Source organism: Streptomyces sp. NPDC020996 (assembly GCF_040641355.1).
Classification (GTDB): Bacteria; Actinomycetota; Actinomycetes; order Streptomycetales; family Streptomycetaceae; genus Streptomyces.
In genome coordinates, this window is sequence record NZ_JBFADM010000015.1 from 1 (window position 1) to 20,656 (window position 20,656).

Annotated in this window: 9 protein-coding genes; 1 reads left to right on the top strand and 8 read right to left on the bottom strand. The window is 69.8% G+C overall.

Annotated elements, in window-relative coordinates; genetic code table 11:
- Window positions 1-517 precede the first annotated feature (517 nt).
- On the top strand, window positions 518-1,552 hold the full coding sequence (locus AB0G63_RS13475) for a cell wall protein (RefSeq protein ID WP_360749011.1): 1,035 nt from the start codon (window positions 518-520) through the stop codon (window positions 1,550-1,552).
- Between the two features lie 189 nt (window positions 1,553-1,741).
- Here the strand turns inward: AB0G63_RS13475 and AB0G63_RS13480 are convergent, their stop codons facing one another.
- The 8 genes from AB0G63_RS13480 to AB0G63_RS13515 all read right to left on the bottom strand — a co-directional run bounded on the left by AB0G63_RS13480 (window position 1,742) and on the right by AB0G63_RS13515 (window position 20,619).
- Entirely contained in the window at window positions 1,742-3,550 is a 1,809-nt protein-coding gene (locus tag AB0G63_RS13480) for a GMC family oxidoreductase (RefSeq protein ID WP_360749014.1), read from the bottom strand.
- An 83-nt stretch (window positions 3,551-3,633) separates the two neighbouring features.
- A complete protein-coding gene (locus AB0G63_RS13485; RefSeq protein ID WP_360749017.1) occupies window positions 3,634-5,247 on the bottom strand; it encodes a succinic semialdehyde dehydrogenase in 1,614 nt (537 codons plus the stop codon).
- 104 nt (window positions 5,248-5,351) lie between these two features.
- Entirely contained in the window at window positions 5,352-7,136 is a 1,785-nt protein-coding gene (locus AB0G63_RS13490) for a protein kinase (protein WP_360749020.1), read from the bottom strand.
- A 43-nt stretch (window positions 7,137-7,179) separates the two neighbouring features.
- Complete coding sequence (locus AB0G63_RS13495) at window positions 7,180-7,959, bottom strand: hypothetical protein (protein WP_360749022.1); 780 nt, start codon at window positions 7,957-7,959, stop codon at window positions 7,180-7,182.
- Between the two features lie 64 nt (window positions 7,960-8,023).
- On the bottom strand, window positions 8,024-8,365 hold the full coding sequence (locus AB0G63_RS13500) for a hypothetical protein (protein ID WP_360749025.1): 342 nt from the start codon (window positions 8,363-8,365) through the stop codon (window positions 8,024-8,026).
- A gap of 1 nt (window position 8,366) precedes the next feature.
- Window positions 8,367-15,311, bottom strand: a complete 6,945-nt coding sequence (locus AB0G63_RS13505) for a polymorphic toxin-type HINT domain-containing protein (RefSeq protein ID WP_360749028.1) — start codon at window positions 15,309-15,311, stop codon at window positions 8,367-8,369.
- Between the two features lie 95 nt (window positions 15,312-15,406).
- Window positions 15,407-19,042 (bottom strand): LamG-like jellyroll fold domain-containing protein, encoded by a 3,636-nt coding sequence (locus AB0G63_RS13510; RefSeq protein ID WP_360749031.1) that lies wholly within the window; start codon window positions 19,040-19,042, stop codon window positions 15,407-15,409.
- A 32-nt stretch (window positions 19,043-19,074) separates the two neighbouring features.
- Entirely contained in the window at window positions 19,075-20,619 is a 1,545-nt protein-coding gene (locus AB0G63_RS13515; RefSeq protein ID WP_360749034.1) for an integrin alpha, read from the bottom strand.
- Window positions 20,620-20,656: the final 37 nt, after the last annotated feature.

Consider the following 20,656-nt stretch of genomic DNA (forward strand, 5'->3'; position numbering starts at 1 on the left):
TCGTCCGTCTCCAGCTTCACCTGACCCGGCCGTGGCATCCCGGCACCTCCCCGCCACGCACCCTACCAGCCGACGACCTTAAGTCACTGGTATTGAGGCAAGCCCAAGTCCCGCCTCGGCCAACCGTCTTGCACTGTGCTGACGCACCGCCAGAGGTCGATACCACCCGTGCGCCCAGGACGCGCCGGGGCGGCGACCCGGGGCGCATGGAGAGCAAGCGGCGCAATCCCCCGGCGCCGCCCCGAGGCACCGGCGCTGCCCTGACGCCGGTGCTGACGAAGAAGGGCCCCGCGGCCGGTTCCGCGGGGCCCTTCGCGTGCCCGCCCGCCCCGCCCAGCCCCGCCCAGCCCCGTCGGACATGCGATCCCCACTCGGCGCGTGATCCAGGTCACATAAGAAACCCGTGAATACGAAGACAACCATTCGCGGGTGCCGCCGATCCAACGTGCAGAACCAAGGGCCACATCCCCGCGCCCCACACGCGGAGCCCTCCACACCGGACTCCCTTGAGGTCTTCATGAAGCTTCGCCGTGCCATGGCGGTCGCCGCCGCGACCGCCGCCATCGCGCCGTTAGCGCTGCTGTCCGCGCCGGTCGCGTTCGCGGAGGACACGCCCCTGGCCGCCTCCAGCGAGAGCGGATCCGCCTCGCCGTCCGAGACCCCGAGCGACACGGCGTCCGCGACCCCGTCCGACACCGGCCTGCCGTCCGGCACGGACCCCGCGCCGAGCGATTCCACGTCCTCGTCGGCGTCCGCGAGCGCCTCCGCCAGCGCGTCCGCGAGCGAGTCGGGCGAGCCCGAGCCCTCCGGGTCGGCCGAGCCGAGCGAGGACCCGACCGACCCGGACGTCCCGTTCTGCGAGGACGTCGACTCCGGCTACAGCGGAGCGAAGGTGTCCGCCGACATCAAGGGTCTGCCGGGCAAGATCGTGGCGGGCGACGGCTTCCACTCCTTCAAGCTGGTCGTCACCAACGAGTCGAAGACGACCGTCGACGGCGTCGCCTTCTACGCCGAGGTGGAGAACTACGAGCTGGACGAGTCGAAGTACCTGAGCCCGTACGTCGACCTGGAGTTCAAGAACCCCGAGACCGGCTCCTGGGACCGGATCGGCGACGAGAACTGGGCCGGCGACTACTTCTTCTACGTCGACGAGCTCAAGTCCGGCGCCAGCCGCACGGTCGACCTGCGCGTCGGCATCGACGCCAAGGCCCCGGCCGGTGACGCCTACTCCTTCGGCTCCGGCGCCTACCTCGACAACGTCGACGGACAGGACTGCATCGCCGAGGGCTGGGCGCAGTACGACTTCACCGTGCTGAAGGCCGGATCCGCCAACCCCGACCCGGGCACCGCCACCCCGGGCGACAACGGCGGCAAGGACTCGGTGAAGAAGCCGCAGGGCGACGTCAGCGCCCTGCCGACCGGCAACCTCGCCGACACCGGCGCGAACTCCGCGCTGCCGACGGTCGGCCTCATGAGCGGCGTCGCGGTCCTCCTCGGCGCGGGCGTGGTGGTCGCGGCCCGCCGGCGCAGGAACGGGGCCGGCGCCGCGTAACCGGCGCGCGGCGCAGGCCACAGCGCGACGCAAGACGGGAGAAGGACCTGTGCTCGGAGGGGGGCGCGGGTCCTTCTCCATGTCCGTCGACGGGCCGGCCGGTGGGCCACCGGCCGGTCGGCCGGTGGGCCAGCCCCGCCGACCGCCGGTGGGCCCGTCGGCTGGGCGGTGGGCCAGCCGGCCCGTCGGTTACTTCTTCGGCGGCACCGTCGGCACCCCGAGGAACGGCAGCCGCAGCGCGGCGAACGCCTCCGCCGGGACCGCCGGCGCCTTCGGCTCCACCGGCTTCAGCCGCTCGTACGCCGCCCCCTGCCGCGGGCGCTGGTCCGGCTCGCCCTTGTTGGGCCAGAACGACATGGCGCGCTCGGCCTGGGCGGTGATGGTGAGGGACGGGTTCACGCCCAGGTTGGCCGAGACCGCGGCGCCGTCGACGACGGAGATGCCGGGGTGGCCGTAGAGGCGGTGGTAGGGGTCGATGACGCCCGTCTCGCGCGAGGCGCCGATCGCGCAGCCGCCGAGGAAGTGGGCGGTCAGCGGCGTGCCCATCAGCTCGCCGACGTTGCTGCCGGGGAAGCCGTTGATCTCCGCCGCGATCGCCGACGCGCCCTCCGAGGCGGCCTTGATCTGCAAGGGGTTGGGTGCGCCGTGACCCTGGCGTGCCGTCAGCAGGCCCTTGCCGACGCCGCCCGGCTTCAGGTACGTGGTCAGGGAGTTGTCCAGCGACTGCATCACCAGGCCGATGATGGTCCGCTCCGACCAGCGCCGGTTGGACAGCGAGCGCAGCACCAGCATCGGGTGGCGGGCGGCGTTGCGCAGCCAGGCCAGCGCCCTGGAGGAGCCCTCCGCGTACGGCACCTGGAGGACCGACAGGCTGCCCATCGAGTTGGAGCCCTTGCCGTAGCGGACCGGTTCGATGTGGGTGTTCTCGTCCGGGTGGACCGAGGACGTGATGGCGACTCCGCGGGTGAAGTCGACCTTCGGCTCGCCCGTCACCCGGCGGTAGCGCCGGCTGTCGGTCTGCGCGCCGACCAGCGCCTCGGAGTTGGTGCGGGTCAGCTCGCCCAGCTTGTCGGAGATCTGGGGCAGCCGGCCGGTCGCCTTCATGCGGTGCAGCAGGGTCTGGGTGCCGTAGGTGCCGGCGGCGAGGACGACCTGGCGGGCCCGGAAGGTGCGGCCGCGGCCCTTCTTGCGGTCGTCGGTGGGCAGGGTGGCGACGGCGTACCCGCCGCGCGAGTCGTCCGTGACGGACACCACCGTCGTCATCGGGTGCACGACCGCGCCCGCCTTCTCGGCGAGGTACAGGTAGTTCTCGTTGAGGGTGTTCTTCGCGCCGTGCCGGCAGCCGGTCATGCACTCGCCGCACTCGGTGCAGGCGGTGCGCTCCGGGCCCACGCCGCCGAAGTACGGGTCGGGCACCCGCTCGCCCGGCTTGGCCTTCGCCTTCCCGTCCGCGTCCTCGCCGTCGCCGAAGAACACTCCGACCGGCGCCATGTGGAAGGTGTCGCCGTAGCCCATCCGCTCGGCCGCCGCCTTCAGGTGCACGTCGGACGGGGTCATGGTCGGGTTCAGCCGGACGCCGAGCATGCGCCGGGCCTGGTCGTAGTACGGCTTGAGCTCCTCCTGCCAGTCGGTGATGCCGCGCCACTGCGGGTCCTCGAAGAAGGGCTTCGGGGGCACGTAGAGGGTGTTGGCGTAGTTGAGGGAGCCGCCGCCGACGCCCGCCCCGGCGAGCACCATGACGTTGCCCAGCAGGTGGATGCGCTGGATGCCGTACATGCCGAGCTTCGGGGCCCAGAGGTAGTTCTTCAGGTCCCAGGAGTTCTTGGGCAGCGCCTCGCGGGTGAAGCGGCGGCCGGCCTCCAGTACGCCGACGCGGTAGCCCTTCTCGGTCAGGCGGAGGGCGGTGACGCTGCCGCCGAAGCCCGATCCGACGACGATGACGTCATAGTCGTACGCAGCGTCGTCGTCCTGCGTGCGGGCAGAGGTCTCCTGTGACACGTGCTCTCCTCGTCGAGAACTGTCGAGAACTTGAGAACGGGTGCTGTCCGGGGGCCCTCGGGCGAAGGCCCCCGAGAGGCTCCCTAGCGGAAGCGGAACGCCTTCATCAGCCTGAGGCTCCTGCTCATGAATGCCGCGTACTTCTCGTCGTCCATGCCCAGCGACGGTGCCATGGGCAGCAGGCGCTGCTGGGCGACCGTCTGGGCCTCCGTGTACTTGAGGATGCCCTCGGAGCCGTGGCGGCGGCCGAGGCCGGAGTCCTTCATGCCGCCCATCGGGGACTGGACGCTGCCGTAGGCGGGGGCGTAGCCCTCGTTGACGTTCACCGTGCCGGTGCGCAGCCGGGCGGCGACCTGGCGGCCGCGCCGGCCGTCCTTCGTCCACACCGAGGAGTTCAGGCCGTACGGCGTGGCGTTGGCGAGCTCGATCGCCTCCTCCTCGGTGCGGAAGCGGTAGACCGACACGACCGGGCCGAAGGTCTCCTCCGTGCACACCGACATCGGCTCCGTGACGCCGTCGAGGATGGTCGGCTCGAAGAAGTACGGGCCGATGTCCGGCCGGGCCACCCCGCCCGCGACGACCTTGGCGCCCTTGGCGACGGCCTCCTCGACGTGCCGGGTGACGGTCTCCAGCTGCCGCTCGCCGACCAGGGAGCCCATGTCGGCGCCGTACGCGAGGGACCTGCCGAGCCGCATGGCCTTCGTGCGGGCGGCGAAGCGCTCCAGGAAGGCGTCCGCGACCGACTCGTGGACGTAGAGCCGCTCGATGGAGATGCACAGCTGCCCGGCGGAGGAGAAGCAGGCGCGGACCGCGCCGGCGGCCGCCTTCTCGATGTCGGCGTCCTCCAGCACCAGCATGGCGTTCTTGCCGCCGAGTTCGAGGGAGACGCCGACCAGGCGGGCGGCGGCGCCCTGGGCGACCTCGCGGCCGGTGCGGGTGGAGCCGGTGAAGGAGACGTAGTCGGCGTGCCGGACGATCTCCGGGCCGACGACCGGGCCGTCGCCGATGACGACCTGAAAGACGTCGGCGGGCAGGCCGGCCTCGATGAGCAGGTCCCGGGCCCACAGGGCGGTCAGGCAGGTCTCCGTGTCCGGCTTCATCACGACCGCGTTGCCCGCGGCGAAGGCGGGCAGCGCGTCGCCGACCGACAGCTCCAGGGGGTAGTTCCAGGGGGCGATCTGGCCGACGACGCCGCGCGGGTGGCGCAGCTCGGTGACCTTCGTCAGCGTGGGCATGGCGCCCGCGTGCCGCTTGGGCCGCAGGTAGGCGGGGGCCTTGCGGCCGTAGTGGCGGGACGCGACGGCGACCGCCTGCACCTCCTCGTGGGCGTGCAGACGGGCCTTGCCGGTCTCCAGCTGGATCAGGTCGAGGACCTCCGCCTGGCGTTCGAGGACGAGGTCATGGAAGCGCAGCAGCACGGCGGCACGCTGCCGTACCGGGGTCTGCTCCCAGACGGCCTGCGCGCGGCGGGCCGCCTCGAACGCCCCCGCCACGTCCTCGGGCGTGGACTCCGGCAGGTCGGCCAGCTTCTCGCCGGTGAAGGGCGTGTGGTTCGCGGTGCGCCCGGAGCCGGCCACGCCCTTGGTGAGCCGGGCGACCAGCTCGGGGGTGACCACCTGAGCGGCGGTGCGGGCGCCCTCGGGGGCGGGGGCGAGAGGATTCGTGCCGGTCTTGGCCGGGGCCTGCGCGTCCGTCATGAGGCGCAGGGTATGCCGCGACGGAAACTTTGGGTACCCGTCGGTAACGCGGCTTCACCGACTGCACACATGCCGCCAGTGGCTACTGGCAACGAATGCCCTGATCAGGGGTTGTGTGGACCGGACGTGGGCCGGACCGGGGCCGGTTCAGCTTTTTCGACGGTGAGGCGGTCCCGTGCGCCCTTGAAGAGGGCCGTCCCCTGCTTCTCGGCCGCGGTGCCCTTCGGCATGGTCACGCGCAGCCAGTACATCCGGTCGTCGCCGGTGCGGACGATCAGTTCCATGACCCGGGTGGGCGTGTGATCGAGACCGTAGGTGGTGTCGACGAGTACGGCCTCGTCACCGCGGAAGGTGGTGGAGGTGTACTGGGTCCGCGCGTCCCCGTAGCGCGAGTCCCAGACGGCGTGCGCCTCCTCCGCCTGGTCCTTCAGGGAGGCGGGCGCCTTGTCCCACTGGGCGAGGCGGACCTGGATCGCGCCGCCCGCCGCGTACACGACCGTCCGGGGCGAGTCGCTCCCGCCCCCGCCACCGTCCCGTGCGGTCACCCGGTACGCGCCCGGCAGGTACAGGACGGCGTCCATGCCCTTCTCCCGGTGCCCGGCCCAGCCGCCACCGGCCGGCGTCGAGGTCTCCCCGGACGTGGACGCCTCCGCGGCCGCAGGAGCGGAACGGTAGGTGGCGGTGCGCCCGGTGACCGCGTCGCTGTGCAAGTCGCCGAGTAAAGAGACGCCGAACCAGGCGGCACCGACGAGAAGAGCGCCGAGCAGAGCCATGGGGGCGGGGTGGCGGAGGAGGGACCGCCTGCGGGTCGGGCTGGTTCCTTGAGCTGTGGTCTCGGGATCGGAGTCGGGGGGCGTCCGGGGAGTCCCGGCCGGGGTGGCGACGGGGGCCGGGGCCGTCCCGGAGGCCGGCGTGGCGACGGGGGCCGGGACCGCCCCGGATGCCGCCCCGCCAGTCGCCGAACCGAGCCGTACGGTGCCCTGGTCGTCGCCGAACTCCACGAGTCCGTCGGCGTCCTGGGCCTCCGCCTCCTCGATCACCGGCACCGGCCATCCCTCGGCGACCGCCTCCAGCACCGCGCCGGTCTCCTCCGGGCCGGGCCGTCGCTCGGCGTCCTTCGCCAGCAGCCGGATGATCAGCGGGCCGAGCGGGCCGGCCTGCTTCGGCTCGGGCGGGTCGGCGGCTATGACCGCGGTCAGCGTCGATTCCGGCGTCGTACGCCGGAACGGGGACCGGCCCTCCACGGCCGCGTACAACAGCACGCCCAGGGACCACAGATCGGACGCGGGCCCCGCACCCCGGCCCGACATCCGCTCCGGCGCGACGAACTCCAGCGAGCCGACGAACTCCCCGCTGACAGTGAGGGATTCCTCGCCCTGGACGTGGGCGATACCGAAGTCGGTGAGGACGACGCGGCCACGGGGACCGAGCAGCACGTTGGCGGGCTTGACGTCACGGTGCACGATGCCGACGGCATGCGCGGCGCGCAGCGCGCCGAGGACGGCGAGCCCGATGCGGGCGGCCTCCCGCGCCTCGACCGGCCCGCGCGCGAGCCTCTGGTGCAGCGACTCGCCCCGCACCAACTCCATGACGATCCACGGCAGCCCGTCCTCCTCCTCGGCGACGACGTCGTGGATCGAGACGGCGGAGGGATGGTCGACGCGGGCGGCGGCGCGGGCCTCACGGTAGAGGCGGTGGGCGGCGCGCCGGTGTTCGTTGCCCTCCGGGTCGCCGGGCAACCGGGGTTCCTTGACGGCGACTTCACGCTGCACGAGCTCGTCGTAGGCCCGCCAGACGGTGCCCATCCCGCCGGAGCCGATGCGCTCGGCCAGCCGGTAGCGGCCACCGATCAGCCGTCCCTCGCGCACCTGTTCCCCGCCTTCGCTCATGCCTCATGAGTACCGTGCGGAACACAGGCTTGTCGACGCGACATCACCCCGCCACGCACCCCGCGCCCTCGGCAGGCCCCCGGAGTTCGTGACCGGCCCCGACGACGGCGACGACCCGCCGGTTAAAGACGGACCAGTGCCGGGAGACGTTGCGATGCGCCGTCCCGACCGCGGTTGCCGCGACCCGGGCGGCCTGACGGTACGCCTTCGCCTCGTCGGGACGGTTGTTCCTCGCGGCTGCGGCAGCGGCCTCCATCGCCAGGCCGCCCCACACCGCGTAGTGGTCCGGCTCGGCCCCGGTGATCTTCGGCTCCACCGCGTCCATGCTCTGGGCGGCGACCTGTTCCGCCTCGTCCAACCTTCCCTGCCTCACCAGCAGCCAGCACATGCAGCCGACACCGGAGCCCGCCGCAAGCATGTCTCCGGCCTGACGGGCGTCCATGATGGCGCCGCGCACGGCGGCGTACGCGATGTCGTACTGCCGTACCTGGGTGAGGTAGGTGCCGGCCAGACGCAGCGCTTCGGCGCGGGCCAGCAGGGCCTGCCGGTGCTCGTCCCCGCTGTCGTAGTAGGCGACGGCTTGTGCGGCATCACGCAGCAGGCCCGGCAATTGGGCCGCGACGCTCTTGTAGCTGTCGGAGAAGTACAACACCCGTGCGTCTTGCAGCGTCCGCCGGAAGATGCGCAGGTTCGGTTCCTCGGCCACGGCTTCGACGTCCTGGTCCACGAGCCCGACGGCCGGGGTCAGGGCGGCGCGGAGCTGGATCAGGTTGCCCCGGTTCGGCTCCTCGGCCCGCACGACGGGTTCCGGTACTGCCGTCAAACTTGCAAATCAGCCCCGCCGAGCGCAGCTCGACGGGGCTGCTATTTGCGATCGCTAGCGTCATTCAGCGTGGCAGCTGAGACAACATATGCGCGAGGCCGTCCGAGAACTCAGACATGTGCGATTCGGCGGCATATCTCACGGTGCAGGCGGCAGAGACCAGCTCCAGCGCCGAATAATCACCACTCGAAAGCATCCTCGCGCACATTCCTAGGGGGACTACGAAATCTGCTTGCGCACCATCCGATAGCGAATCGATCATGTCGTCTTCCCCTGCGAGAACCAGCTCCACGATCGAACTCAGCACTCCCACCACCCTTGGAGCATCTACTCCATGGGCGAGCTCAATCATGTCTTCGTATTCGGCAAACCCGAATCGATTAACCTGGAGGTACTCTCTGGCCACATCAACCACCTTCGAAACTGATTCCCTGATGCTGCAGCCTGGGCTGACAGACCAACGCACATGGACTGGCAGGCGTGCCGTGCGCGCCACCGGGCGGCGAATTCAATCCCCGCACCTTTACCACTTCGAACGATCCCCCTCGGATCCCGGCCGCACCTTCGGCTGCCTCCGCCTGGATGAGGCACATCGTTTCAGCACATCCCGCATGGTAGCGACCCCCCTCAGGCGTGAACTGCCGCACGAGAGAATCCACTTCTCCACCGGGAGCTGGCGTCAGGTCATGACCCGAGTGACCAAAATAGGTTCGCCCTGACGGTGATGTGTATTTCGCCGCAAAGAAGGGGCCATCAGTTTTATTGAAGCCAGCACGCAGACTGTCGGCATACTCACCCAGGTTGCAGTTGTGAACCAGGACCGGCGTGGCACCCGCCAGCACATAGTACGTATGCAGGTCACTGACCGTCAGGTTGTGCACCGTCGCTGTCAGAGCCGTCCAGCGCTTCACCGCGGTGATCTGGACCCGTGTTCCCGCGCTGGTGCGCAGCCAGGTGCCGGACTGGAGGTCCGTTGCCTGGAGCCACTCGCCGAGTTGCGGGACCCAGAAGGGGTGTCCGTCGGTGGCGGTGACCGAGGCGGTCCTGGTGCCCTTCCTGCCGTCGATGTCTACGGTGATCTTGACGAGGTGCTTCAGGCCCTTGCCCTTGATCTCCGCGGTGACCGTCTCGGTCTTGGTCTCGCCCGTCTCGGGGTCGGTGGCCAGGACCTTGTCGCCGACGTCGACGTCCTTGATTTTCTTCGTCGAGCCGTCGGCCATCAACACCCTGGTGTCCGGGGTGAAACTGTTGACCAGGCAGGACGCGGCAGCCTCGACTTTCTCCGCCGCCTTCTTGCTCCTCCGCCAGCCCTTGAACTCGGCCCACAGCTTCTTGCCCAGGCCGACGATCCGCTTGCCCACGGCAATGGCCTTGTCGACCCTGAGCCCATACTTGACCGCCAGCCGGGCAGCGGGACCGCCGCCGATCAGTGAGGTGATCACATTGAGCGCGGTGGAGCCGCAGGATCCCAGGCTTCCCGTCGTGAAGCAGTCAAGCGCGTCCGTGAGGCCCAGTTCGTCCGCGATGATCTGGCCGAGTTCCTTGGCTATGGCGATGGCCCGCTGCTTGGCGGCGTCCTCCTTGGCGCGGGCCTCGTCCGCCTTGGCCTGAGCCGGCGTGTAGGTGTACGTGCTGTCGTACGGAGTCTGGCCACCCGACAACCCGGACGCGTTGTCCGTCCACGCGCCCCGGTTCTTCGAGGTTCCTGGTCCGCACTCGTTCCAGCCGCCCACGCAGTTGGCCAGCCGCAGACCCGAGGCGTCGCTGTACGTGACCGGGCTGTTGTTCGCGTACGCGTAGCCGTTGATCTGCTGCGGGTCGCTGTAGTCGATGACCGGGTCGGCCGAGATGAAGCGGCCCGTGTCCGAGTCGTACTCCCGTGCCCCGAGTGTCGTCAGGCCCGTGAACTTCTGGACGGTGCCGCCCACGAAGCCCTTGTCGTTGACCCAGCCCGAGGAAGTGGAGGACGACGACGTGGACTCGTCCCGCAGGGTGCCGAACGGGTCCGTGCGCCGGCGGGAGGTCTCCCCCGTCTTGGCGTCGATGGCCAGCTCGGCCGTGCCCTGGTGGTCCGAGACCAGGAAGTGGACGCCGTCCGCCTCCCGCATCGCGATGGTCTGGCCGCCGAAGGTGTAGTAACGGGTCGCCGTCACCGCCTTCGTCGACTTGTCCAGGTGGATCTCCGTGCCCGGCAGGTAGAGCGTCTTCTCGTCCGGCGTCTCACTGGTGATCCGCTCGCCCGAGGCGTCGTACTTGTACGAGGTCACCGTCCCGTCGGCGTTGGTGACCTTGGTCAGCTCGCCCTGCTTGTCCCAGTCCAGGGACTGGGTGTCGCCCCCCAGGACGCGCGTCGCGGTATTGCCGGAGGCGTCGTAGGTGTACGTGTCCCGGGACGTGACCTGCGGAGTCGTGCTCGTCGCCTCGGTGGTCTGCGTCACCGACGAGACCGTGTGCGGGCCGGAGTCCGTCCCGTTCGGGCCGGAGCCCTCCCCGTAGGCGTACGAACGCGTGGACGTCGCGGCCCCGCCGAGCCCGTGCCGCACCTCGCTGGTGCGGTTGCCGATCGAGTCGTAGCCGTACTCCGTCCAGTACGGGGACACACCGCCGACCGTCGAGGACGAGGCGCCCGACGCGCAGGCCGCGTCCGTACTGCCCGTGCCCGAGGCTTCGTCGGAGGGCACCGACGATGTCCAGGCGTCCGTCAGGCGCTGCAGACCGTCGTAGCCGAAGCACTGCACGTCGCTCGCGCCGGTGCCCGGGGTGTCCGCGATGGACAGGACGTTGCCGGCGTCGTCGTAGGTGTAGCGCGCGTCGTACGCCAGTGTGGAGGCACCGCCGACCTTCACCGTCGAGAGGGACAGGCGTTCGGTACCGCGCTCGTATTCGTACGACAGGGTCGACTTCGGGTCGTCGGTACCACCGGTCGTGAGCTGGAGCGCCGTCAGAAGCGACGTCGCCGAGTAGGTCGCGTCGGAGACGTAGCTCAGGCCGCCCAGCGACGTGGTGAGCCCGACCGGCCGCTGCAGGCCGTCGTACTGGTAGGACAGCGCCTCCGCCGACAGGTCGCCGACCGCCGGGAGGCCCTGGCCCCGCACCGTCCCGTCGTCGTTGTACTGGGTGGTGAACTCGTAGGTGCCGCCCAGTTCCGGTTCGGCGGTCTTGGAGACCACGTACCGGGTCAGGGTCGGCCGGTAGTCGTTGTTCTCGTCCAGCTTCGGGTACAGCAGCGACGAATAGACCGCGCCGTCCTTGTAGGTGTAGGTGCCGTACAGCTCGCCCTTGTAGAGCGTGTCGTACTTCGCGACCGACAGCTTGGTCCCGGTGTCCACCTCGCCCTGCCAGGTCGACACCGCACGGCCCAGCTCGTCGTACTTGGTCGACGTCTTGTTGCCGCGGCTGTCCGTCACCGAGGTCGGACGGTCCAGCACGTCGTACGTGTAGGACGAGGTACCGGTGTCCGGGTCGACAGCCGTCTTCTTGCGGCCCAGCTGGTCGTAGAAGTACTTCCAGACGTTGCCCTTGTCGTCCGTGACCTTCGACAGCAGGCCCGCGTCCGTGTACTCGTACGCCGTGGTGACCGCATCGCCGTCGGCCGGGTACTGGATCCGGGTGGTCGTCCGGCCCCGGGCATCGGTCACGGCCGTCGTCTTCGTTCCGCCGGAGGGCGGGGTGGTGGTGACACGGTCGCCGCCGTACGCGTACGACGTCCGGTACTTCTCCTGCCCCTTGACCTTGAAGATCGTGGCGGTGGTGCGGCCCGCGCCGTCGTACTCGGTCACTGTCTGCGCGTCGAGGTTGGAGTCGACGGGGACGAAGAGCGTCGCGGACGGGGCGCCGGTGGTGTGGTAGGTGTCGTTGACCTTGACCACGCGGCCCGAGCCGTCGTAGCGCGTGTCCGCCACCAGGCGGTTGCCGCCCGGCCCCTCGGTCTGCTCCTGGCGCGGTCGCAGCAGGCCGTCGTACAGCGACCATTCGCTGCCGTAGGACGTGCCGTCCTTCTCCACCTTCTGGGTGTGGACGGCGACGGGACCGCTGTCGCCGCGGACGAGGTACTCGTACTTGATCGAGGGCGTCTTGCCGATACGGTCCGGCAGCCAGACGGAGGTCAGGCGGCCGAGTCCGTCGTAGGCGAGCTCGGTGCGCTTGCCGTTCTGGTCTACCTTCGCACTCGGCGCCCCCCACTGCGGGGCGTACTCCGTGGAGGTCGTCCAGCCGTCGATGTTGGTCACCGTCGACTTGGTGGCCAGCCCGTAGGTGTCCACGTACGTGGTCGACGAGGTGTACGTGGTGGAGGACGTGTAGGTCTGGGCGTCCTTCACCACGAGCGGCCGGCCGTAGTCGTCGTACGTCGTCACGGCGGTCGTCTGGTACGTGGCCGTCTTTCCGTCGTGCGCGGACAGCCGCTTGGTGGTCGTCACGTCGCCCTTGGTGGGCGCGGCTCCCAGCACGGTCGAGCCGTCGTAGAAGGTCAGGTCGTCGGAGATGACGTCCTTGGAGCGGTCCGGGGTGGTGGAGCAGTCGACGCCGACCTTCTCCACCCGTGACACGTACGTGTACAGGTGCAGGCTCGCGCTGTCCGCGTACTCGGTGCGGGTGCACTGGTTGTCGGCGACGCCGACCTCGCCGTCGTCGTCGACCTGCGTCGCACGGCCGGTCACGTCGTCGTAGCTGGTGGTCGACTTGGTGTGCTGCCAGCCGCCCACCGCGAGGGCCGTGTACGTGTCCGTGGAGCCCGCCGCGATGTAGCGCGCCCTGCGCGTGCCGAAGTCCTCCGTCTGGGTCGCCGTCACCGCGGTCCACGGCACCGTCACCGACTTCTGCGTGACGTCGGAGCCGTTGTAGGTGATCGTCTCCAGCTCCTGGCCGGCCTTCCAGTCGGAGTCGTCGTAGGAGACCCCGTTGGAGTCGGTGACCGTCGCCGAACGGGTGTTTCCGTCCTTGTCCACATCCCCGTCGAGGCCGCGGAAGAAGACGTGCTCGGTCTTGGTGTTGGAGGAGGAGTTGGTGCCGTCCGAGGTGACGACGCGGACCTTGCCGTAACCTCGCCAGTCGCCCCACGTCCGGCGCTCCGACGTGGTGATGCCGTCGGCCGGGGTCTTACGCCAGCCGGCATCGCCGAGGTAGGTGTAGGAGGTGACCTGGTCGGCGTTGCCGCCGGTCAGGTCCTGCTCGTTGACGGACGCGACCACGTACTTGTGGAACCAGTCGAGGATCGGCTCCGCCACACCCGGCGGATTCCACTTCACGGGGAAGCATCGCTTGGTGGAGGAGTCCTCGGCGGGCAGGTTGCTGGTGGTGCACTGGGGGTCGGCGTAGTTCACGCTGAGCTTGCCACCGGTCTCGTTCTGCACCCCGCTGAGCCGGAAGCGGTAGAAGGGCTGGAGGTTGTCTCCGGTCTCGTCGACGCGGTTCGGCAACTGCTGGCCATAGAGCTCGATGGAGGGCAGGGAGACGTCCGTGCCCACCTTGCCGGTGTGGTCGATCTTGCTCAGCCACAGGGACTTGGAGCCGTCGCCGTTGTCAGTGAACTTCTGGGTCAGACTCCACTCGTCGACCGGACTGTACGTCGAGTCGCCGGTGCGGATCTGCGTGGTGATCTTCGTCAGCTTCTTGCGGGTCCAGAAGGTCGGCGAGTTCTGGCCGGGGCACTTGCTGTCGGCCTTGCAGTTCTGGTCCCAGGGGACGTCCGGCCAGTCGGCGGCCGTGGAATCCGTGAGGTCGGAAGGCTCGCAGTCGGTCAGGTCGCCGATGCAGCGCTCGGCCGTGGTGAAGGCCACCTGCGCGGCCGGCTTGGTGGAGTACACCTTGCCGGCGCGCTGGCCGTAGTCGATGCGCTTGAGGTAGCCGCCGCGGATGTAGGGCTTGCCGTTCTCCGTCGTCTTCAGGCCCTGCGTGTAGTGGTTCGTCTCCGTGCCGTAGTAGTACGACATGGCGTTGCCGTGCGGGTCGACGACATAGTCGAGGTTCCAGCGCCAGGCCTGCGTGCAGTACGCGTCGGCCAGGGTGGACTTGTAGCAGGGCTCGCCGGAGTCGTCGCCGTAGACGGGGACGGTCCACGTGGAGTCGGTCTCCTCGTTCCCGTTGGCATAGCCGGGCAGTCGGTCGAGGCCGAAGTAGTACTGGGTGCCGTCGGCGGTCGTGATCTTCCAGTACTCGCCGTTGTCGTCCCCGTTGACGGCGCCGGTCAGGTGCTCGACCTTCGAGTTGTCGTCGGCCTTGACCCGCCACTCGCCGGTCGTGTCGTCCTTGATGAGCTGTCCGGAGGTACCGCCCGTGAGGGCGAGCGTGGCGTTGTCGTACGCCCAGCACTCATCGCCGTTGGTGTCGTCGTGTCCGTCGTCGGCGCACGGCTTGTAGCTCCGCTCGATGTAGCCGGGGTCGTAGGAGAAACCCTGCCCGATCCACGAGCCCTGGTTGTTGGTCGCCGCCGTCTGGCCGTCGATCGCCTGGGAGTTGTAGCTCAGGCCGACGGTCGGCTGCAGGCCCCCGGGGACCGGCGGGGTCGTCAGCGGGTACGACCAGGTGAACGCGCCCGAGCTGGTGTCGACGCCCCACTGCGAGGACGGGGAGAGGCTGGTCGCCTTGTAGTCCCCGCCGTCACCGCTGCTGCCGGAGGTGGCCGCGACCACGGTGGCGGAGGAGGTGCTCGTGTCCGCCTCGAGGAGCTGGGCGGACGGACCGGAGGTGTCACCGGCCGCCCGCACCGTCGCCGTCAGCGTCTGCATCGCCGCGTTGTTGGCGCTCTTCAGATACCTGGGTGTGGCGCAGGACTTCTTCTGCGGCGTGGTCAGCACGCACGCGGGATACTGGGCGAGACGCAGCCGCGCACCGTAGTCGCCACCGTAGGCGTCGGCGAAGCCCGAGTAGTCCAGGGTGACTCGGGCGGAGCCTTCGGTTGTGGCCCCGTCGGCCCGCGCCACGGTGAACAGGACGCCGTCGACGCCGGCGGCCTGGGCGGCCTTTCGTCCGAGGACCTCGACGCGTACGGAGCCGGCGTCCTTCTTGCCGCCGGTCGTCTTCACGGTCAGCGGCAGGCCCTCGGCCCTGGCCGCCTTGGCGGAGATGTCGACCTCGGCGCTGCCGGCCTTGGGCCAGTGCGCTTCCTCCGCGTGCTTGACCGCTGCCTTCCCCGCCTCGTCGTTCTTCCTGACGGTCCTGGGCTCGGCGTTCTTGCCCTGGACCGGGTCGTCCTTGTACGTCGGCATCTGCGGAGCGGCCGGGCTGGCGTCGGCCGCGGGGGCGTACTGCGGCAGCAGCCCTATCGACAGGGTCAGGCCGAGGAGCACCGCGGCTCGTCGGCGGCCGCTGCGCCAGGCCGGTCTGACGGACCGGATCCAGGCAGGCGAGGACATGACATCTCCCTAAGGAGTCGGGTGGGCGGGCGGGCTGAGGGGCGGGAAGGCGTGCGGGCGGACGGCCGTGGGCCGGCCACCCGCACGCCGTGGCGCTATGCCGAGGTCTCGTCGATGCTCGCGCCGGACGGCATGGCCGTCAGGAGCGCCACCAGTGACGCGTCCAGGGGGCCCTGGTACACGCGTACTTCGTCGACCGCACCGGCGAAGTACTCACTCGCGGTGGAACCGGTCAGCGCACGTCCGATCTGCAGGCCGGTCGTGCTGAAGTCCCAGGAGTTGTCCCAGAGGGCATCGGCCACCGCGACACCGTTGACGTACAGGAGCACATCGCCGAAGACCGCGTTGTAGACCAGCGCCAGGTGGTCGCCGTCGCCCTCGGAGCTCGGCAGATGGCCGGCGTCGAGGAGTTCGGTCGTCACCGGGGAGGCGGAGTCCGCGTCCGTCACCGCCAGTTCCCACGCGTCGTCGGCTGCCGAGTACCGCACCGTGGCCGCGCTGCCGTTCGTGCCGGGCAGCGACAGCAGGGTCTCGTCCGAGGCCGGATCCGCCGTGGCGAGGCGGGCCCGTGCCGTCACCGTGAAGCTGTCCTGCGAGGAGAGCAGCCCGGCCGCGCGAGCCGCGTAGGCGTCGGTGCCGTCGAGTGTCAGGTTGCCGTCACCCCACAGGGGTTCGGCCGGAGGGGTGCAGTCGGGGTCGAGGTCGGCGTCGCAGGACTCGTCGGGGACGTAGATGGAGGCGCCGCCGCCCAGGGTCAGTCCCGTGCCGCCACCGGTCTCCGGGGAGACACCGGACGTCGCCTCGTCCAGCTGCCAGTACGCGAGTTGGTGGGGCTGGACACCGCCGAGTTCCTGGCCTTCGGCGGGCGGGATCACGCGATCGTGGATCTTGACGTCGGCGACGCTGCCCTTGAGGTTGCCGGTGTAGCCGTCGAGGCCGATCTTCCGGCCGATCTGCACGGCGCCCGTGGCGTTCCAGGACGTGTGCCGGGCCTGGACGTCGTCGGCGACCAGGACCCCGTTGACGTACAGCATCATCTTGCCGGACTCGGCGTCGTACACGCCGATCAGATGTGTCCAGCTACCGGGCACGGCGGCCGCGCCGGAGACCTTCCAGGTGCCGAGCGACTCCATGTCGCTGACGGGGATGCGGAAGGTCCAGGACGCGCTGTCGACGTCGTAACCGAGCTCGAAACCGGGCTGGGCGGTGCCGTCCTGGCTGACGACGGTGACGTTCTCGGTGGGTAGGGCGGGCAGCATCACCCAGGCGCTCACGGAGAAGGTCCCGCCGGTGTCGACGGCGGGCTCGCCCGCGTCGAGGTAGGCGTTCGCGGTGCCGTCGAAGGAGACGGCGGTGTCGGTGGAGCCGAGCGGGCCCTGGACACCGAAGGTCACACCGGAGCCGGCCGTGGCGTCGGGGGTGCCGCTGCTGCCGACCGCCCGGGTGGCGCCCTTGGCGTCACCGAGAGTCCAGGCGGCGACGGGGGCACGGCCGTCGCTGACGAGGAACACGTGGGTCGTCGGGTTCTTCTGCGAGTTGCCCGCTCCGTCGATGGCCGTGACGGTGAGGAAGTAGGCGCCCTCGTCCGGCGGCATCCAGCGGATGGTGACGGGAGCTCCGGCACTGGCCGCCGGCACGGTGACACCGGCGGCGTCCTCCTCGCTCACCATGGGGCCGCTGAAGGTGTAGAAGTACTCCGCCACGTCGGCGTCCGGCGAGTCCATGGTGAACGAGCCGTAGTCACCCGTCCCGACGTGCGTGGTCTCGTCGTCGGGGTATTCCGGCGACGAGATCACCGCCGGCTTGGGCCTCGTCTTGTCGTAGACGAACTCGCAGCGGGTCTGATCGCCGTCGGTGGACCAGGGCCCGTACGACTGCTGGTCGAAACCGCGGACGGCCCAGGCGACGACCGTGTTCTGCGGGACGGAGAAGCCGGCCTCGCCGTCGCCCGAGACATCGCTGCCGACGGTGTAGCTGAAGACCGCCTGGCCGGTCTGGCCGCCCGAACCGGTGACGGTGGACGTCCCCACCTTGCCCGTCTGCGCGTAGTGGACGACGGTGTTCCCGCTGCTGTCCGTCCACCACACCTTGAACTGGGCCTGCAGGCTCTCCTGGAGGCCGTCGTTGTCGCCGTGGTCGTAGTCCTTGATGACGACCCGGACCTTGGGAGCTTCCGTCACGTAGTGCTCGGTGGCCTTGCCGTACTCGCAGCTGCCGCCCGGCGTCATCTTCATCTGGTCCGTGTCGGGCTCCAGCGGCGGCCGGTTGTAGGTGACTTCGAGGTGCGCGTTGCCGCAGAACCGCTTCCAGTACGACGTGTCGGACTCGCTGCCGGCCTTGAGGCGGAACGTGGTGGTGTCCCAGCCGTTGTCGGCGGCCTTCTGGACGGTGCTGGTCACCGTGAACCGCACGTTCTGGTTGGTCGACGTGCAGGAGCCGGCCGTCTCCGTCGGTGACTTGGTGCCGATCGTCTCCTTGGAGGAGGGCTGGTTCGACCAGTTGGTGGACGAGCTGATCGCGCTGGCGCCGGTGCTGTTGACCCAGGCGAGCTGGACCTCGCGGGCGGCGGAGCTGTAGGTGAACACCTGGGTCACCGCGAACTCGGCGCTGACGATGTCCTTGCCCTCGAAGCCGCCGGTCGGAACGGCGAAGAACTGGCGCTTGACGTCGTCGGAGCTGGAACAGCGGTACGACACGTCGGACGGGCACAGGCCCACGCCCTCGTCGTCGTCGAACTTCCAGAACTCCGCGGTCGAGTAGTGGGAGGACACCATGGTCCAGGCGCTGCGGTTGGCGGTCTTCACCACGGGGTCGATGTAGACCGGGTAGACCGTGTCGGCGTCGCCGAGCAGACCGGCGTCGGGGGTGAGCGTCACGGCTGCGGACGTGACGTCCATGCCGACATCGGCGACCCGGGCTCCCTCGGGGGGCGTCTGGGTGCTCCCGTCCCCGGCGGGCTGGTCGGCCGTGGCGTGGCTGGAGTCCCACATCACCGGCTGCGGCGCCTCGAAGACGGTGCCGCCGGAGCCGGTGTCGGTGGCGGTCAGCCCGCCTTCGCCGCTCTCCTCGAGGTTCACCGAGGTGGTGTCGACGGACAACTCAAGCTGCTTCAGCCGGGGGTCGTCCGCCGCCTTCGCGTTCTTGACCACGAGCACGTGCGAGAAGCCCTCGGCGGTCGCGGTGACGTCCAGGTCCACCCCGGGCAGGACATCGGCGTACGTGGCCGTCGAGCCGTCGATCTCCGGCTCGGGCAGCTTGTCCGGCCAGTCGAGGGAGAGCGCGCGCCCGTCCTTCTCGATCTCCGCGAACGTGGTGTCGCCGCCGCCGGAGAAGGCCATGGCGGACAGCGCCGCCCTCGGGGCGTACCTGCCGTTCTTCTGCTTGACGAGAGTGGTGTCGATGGGCGTCCAGGCGCCGTCGACGCGGGTGCGGACGGGCTGGACGTACTCGGTGGTCGTGAAGGTGCCGTCGGGATTGGCGACCGTGGTGCTGCGCTCGTCGCGGAGGCTCAGGATCTCCACCGGGGTGTCCGACCGTGCGGCCTCGGCCTGGGCTGCGGACGCGGTCAGCGACGGGCCGACGTCGGCGTGGGCGCTCGCGGCGGTGGCCGCGCGGACGGTGGCCGAAGGGCGTCCGGTAGCGGGTGCGGCGCTCATGGCCGCGGTGAGCAGGGCTGCGATGGTCGCGGCCACGAGGAGCGTGCGGTGTCCACCGCTGGTACGGGTCCTCATCCTGGACTGTCTTCTCTTCCCCGGCTCGCGGCTCATCCGACCACTCCGAACGCCTCACCCGCGTCGGGCAGGCCGCCCGAGCCGGGCAGGTAGGTGGTGGTGCCGGTGCTGGTCGTGCCATCCACGTCCGTCCACGGCAGCACGTGCAGCACGCCCTTCAGAGAGCTGGTGGCCTTGCTGTAGGGCACGCCGACGTAGAGGTTGGCGGAACCAGCGGTAAGGGAGACCCCTGTATAGTCTCGGGCGGTCGCGGTGCCGGGCAGGCCCGAGCCCAGGGTGAGGATCTTGTCGTTCGTACCGACCGAGCTGTCCAGCGGGCGGAAGATCTGAATGGCGCCCGCGTTCTTCACGGTGTCCGCCTCCCGGCCCGGGATGCCGACGGCCAGCCGGACGGTGGCGGTGCTGGTGACGACGCTCGTGTCGGTGTTGGCGATGGCCACGCGCTGCCCGAAGAAGTCGCCCTGCGTCTCCGTACCGTCGACGCCGTCGGTCTTGGGGTCGATCCCGGCGACCAGGGAATACGTGCCCGACGGCTGAACACGCACCACTGTGACACTTCCGGTGTCGACGACTCCGTCGATGTCCTCGCCGGGTGTGCCCGCCACCAGAAGCGCATCCGAGTTGTACGTCTCGCCGCTCGGACGGTAGTTCGTCATGGAGATGGAGGTTCCGAAGGCGTCACCGGCCTCTGCCACACCGGGAACGGTGTCGCTGCTGGTCCCCTGGCCGATCCCGGCGAGCGCGGTGGGCACGCCGTCGGTGAAGGTGTGGTTGAAGACCGTGACGCCGCCTGCGAACTCCTCGTCCCCGATCGCCTCCCCCGGTCCGCCGACGGCGAAGTAACGGTTCGTACCCGCCAGCGAATAGCCGAACCGATCGTTCGTCTCAACGATGCCGGGCACACCTGGGGACTTCTCACTCACGGAGGCCTTGGTGGCATCCTGAACGTACTCGATGCACCCGGCGTCCGTGTAAGTCGTTCCGCCGTCGGTGACGTTCTCACCTGGGACACCGATCACGAGGTAGGGCGAACCAGCCGCCGTATCACCGGCCTTCAACGCGTATCCGAACCAGTCGTACGCCTCGGTGGCGGTGGTCGCGTCAAGTGAGGCCTGGGTGTAGGCCTCGATCGTCGAGCCCGCGCCGATGCCGGTCGGCGAGCCGTGGATCACATAGACCGCACCGGCGTCCACTAGTTGCCTTCCACCGCTGGCTACGTCCTCATAGGGAGCGCCGACCACCAGGTCGGTGCAGCCGTCGCCGTCGGCGTCGTAGAACGCGCGTGACAGGCCAAAGTGGTCATTGGTCTCGGGCCTCGCATTCATACCACTGACCGACTGGGAGATCTCCGAGACCCCCTTGCCCCCTCCGAGGACCACGTGCACCAGCCCTGCGCCCACGGCGCCGTCGACCGTGGCGTTCGGGTCACCGATGACCGTGTCGGCGATACCGTCACCGTTGAAGTCGGTGGACGTACTCGCGGTACATGTGGCGGCGGCGGCCTGGGTCGCTTCGAGCGGTACCACCCCCGCGGCCAATGCGGTGATCCCGGCCACACCGGCCAGTAATCTGGCCACCTTTTTACGACTACGCATACCCCACCCCGCCTATCCG

Coding starts and splice junctions, on each gene's coding strand:
- AB0G63_RS13490 (WP_360749020.1), bottom strand. CDS start 7,136: ATGAGCGAAGGCGGGGAACAGGTGCGCGAGGGACGGCTGATCGGTGGC.
- AB0G63_RS13510 (WP_360749031.1), bottom strand. CDS start 19,042: ATGAGGACCCGTACCAGCGGTGGACACCGCACGCTCCTCGTGGCCGCG.
- AB0G63_RS13505 (WP_360749028.1), bottom strand. CDS start 15,311: ATGTCCTCGCCTGCCTGGATCCGGTCCGTCAGACCGGCCTGGCGCAGC.
- AB0G63_RS13485 (WP_360749017.1), bottom strand. CDS start 5,247: ATGACGGACGCGCAGGCCCCGGCCAAGACCGGCACGAATCCTCTCGCC.
- AB0G63_RS13475 (WP_360749011.1), top strand. CDS start 518: ATGAAGCTTCGCCGTGCCATGGCGGTCGCCGCCGCGACCGCCGCCATC.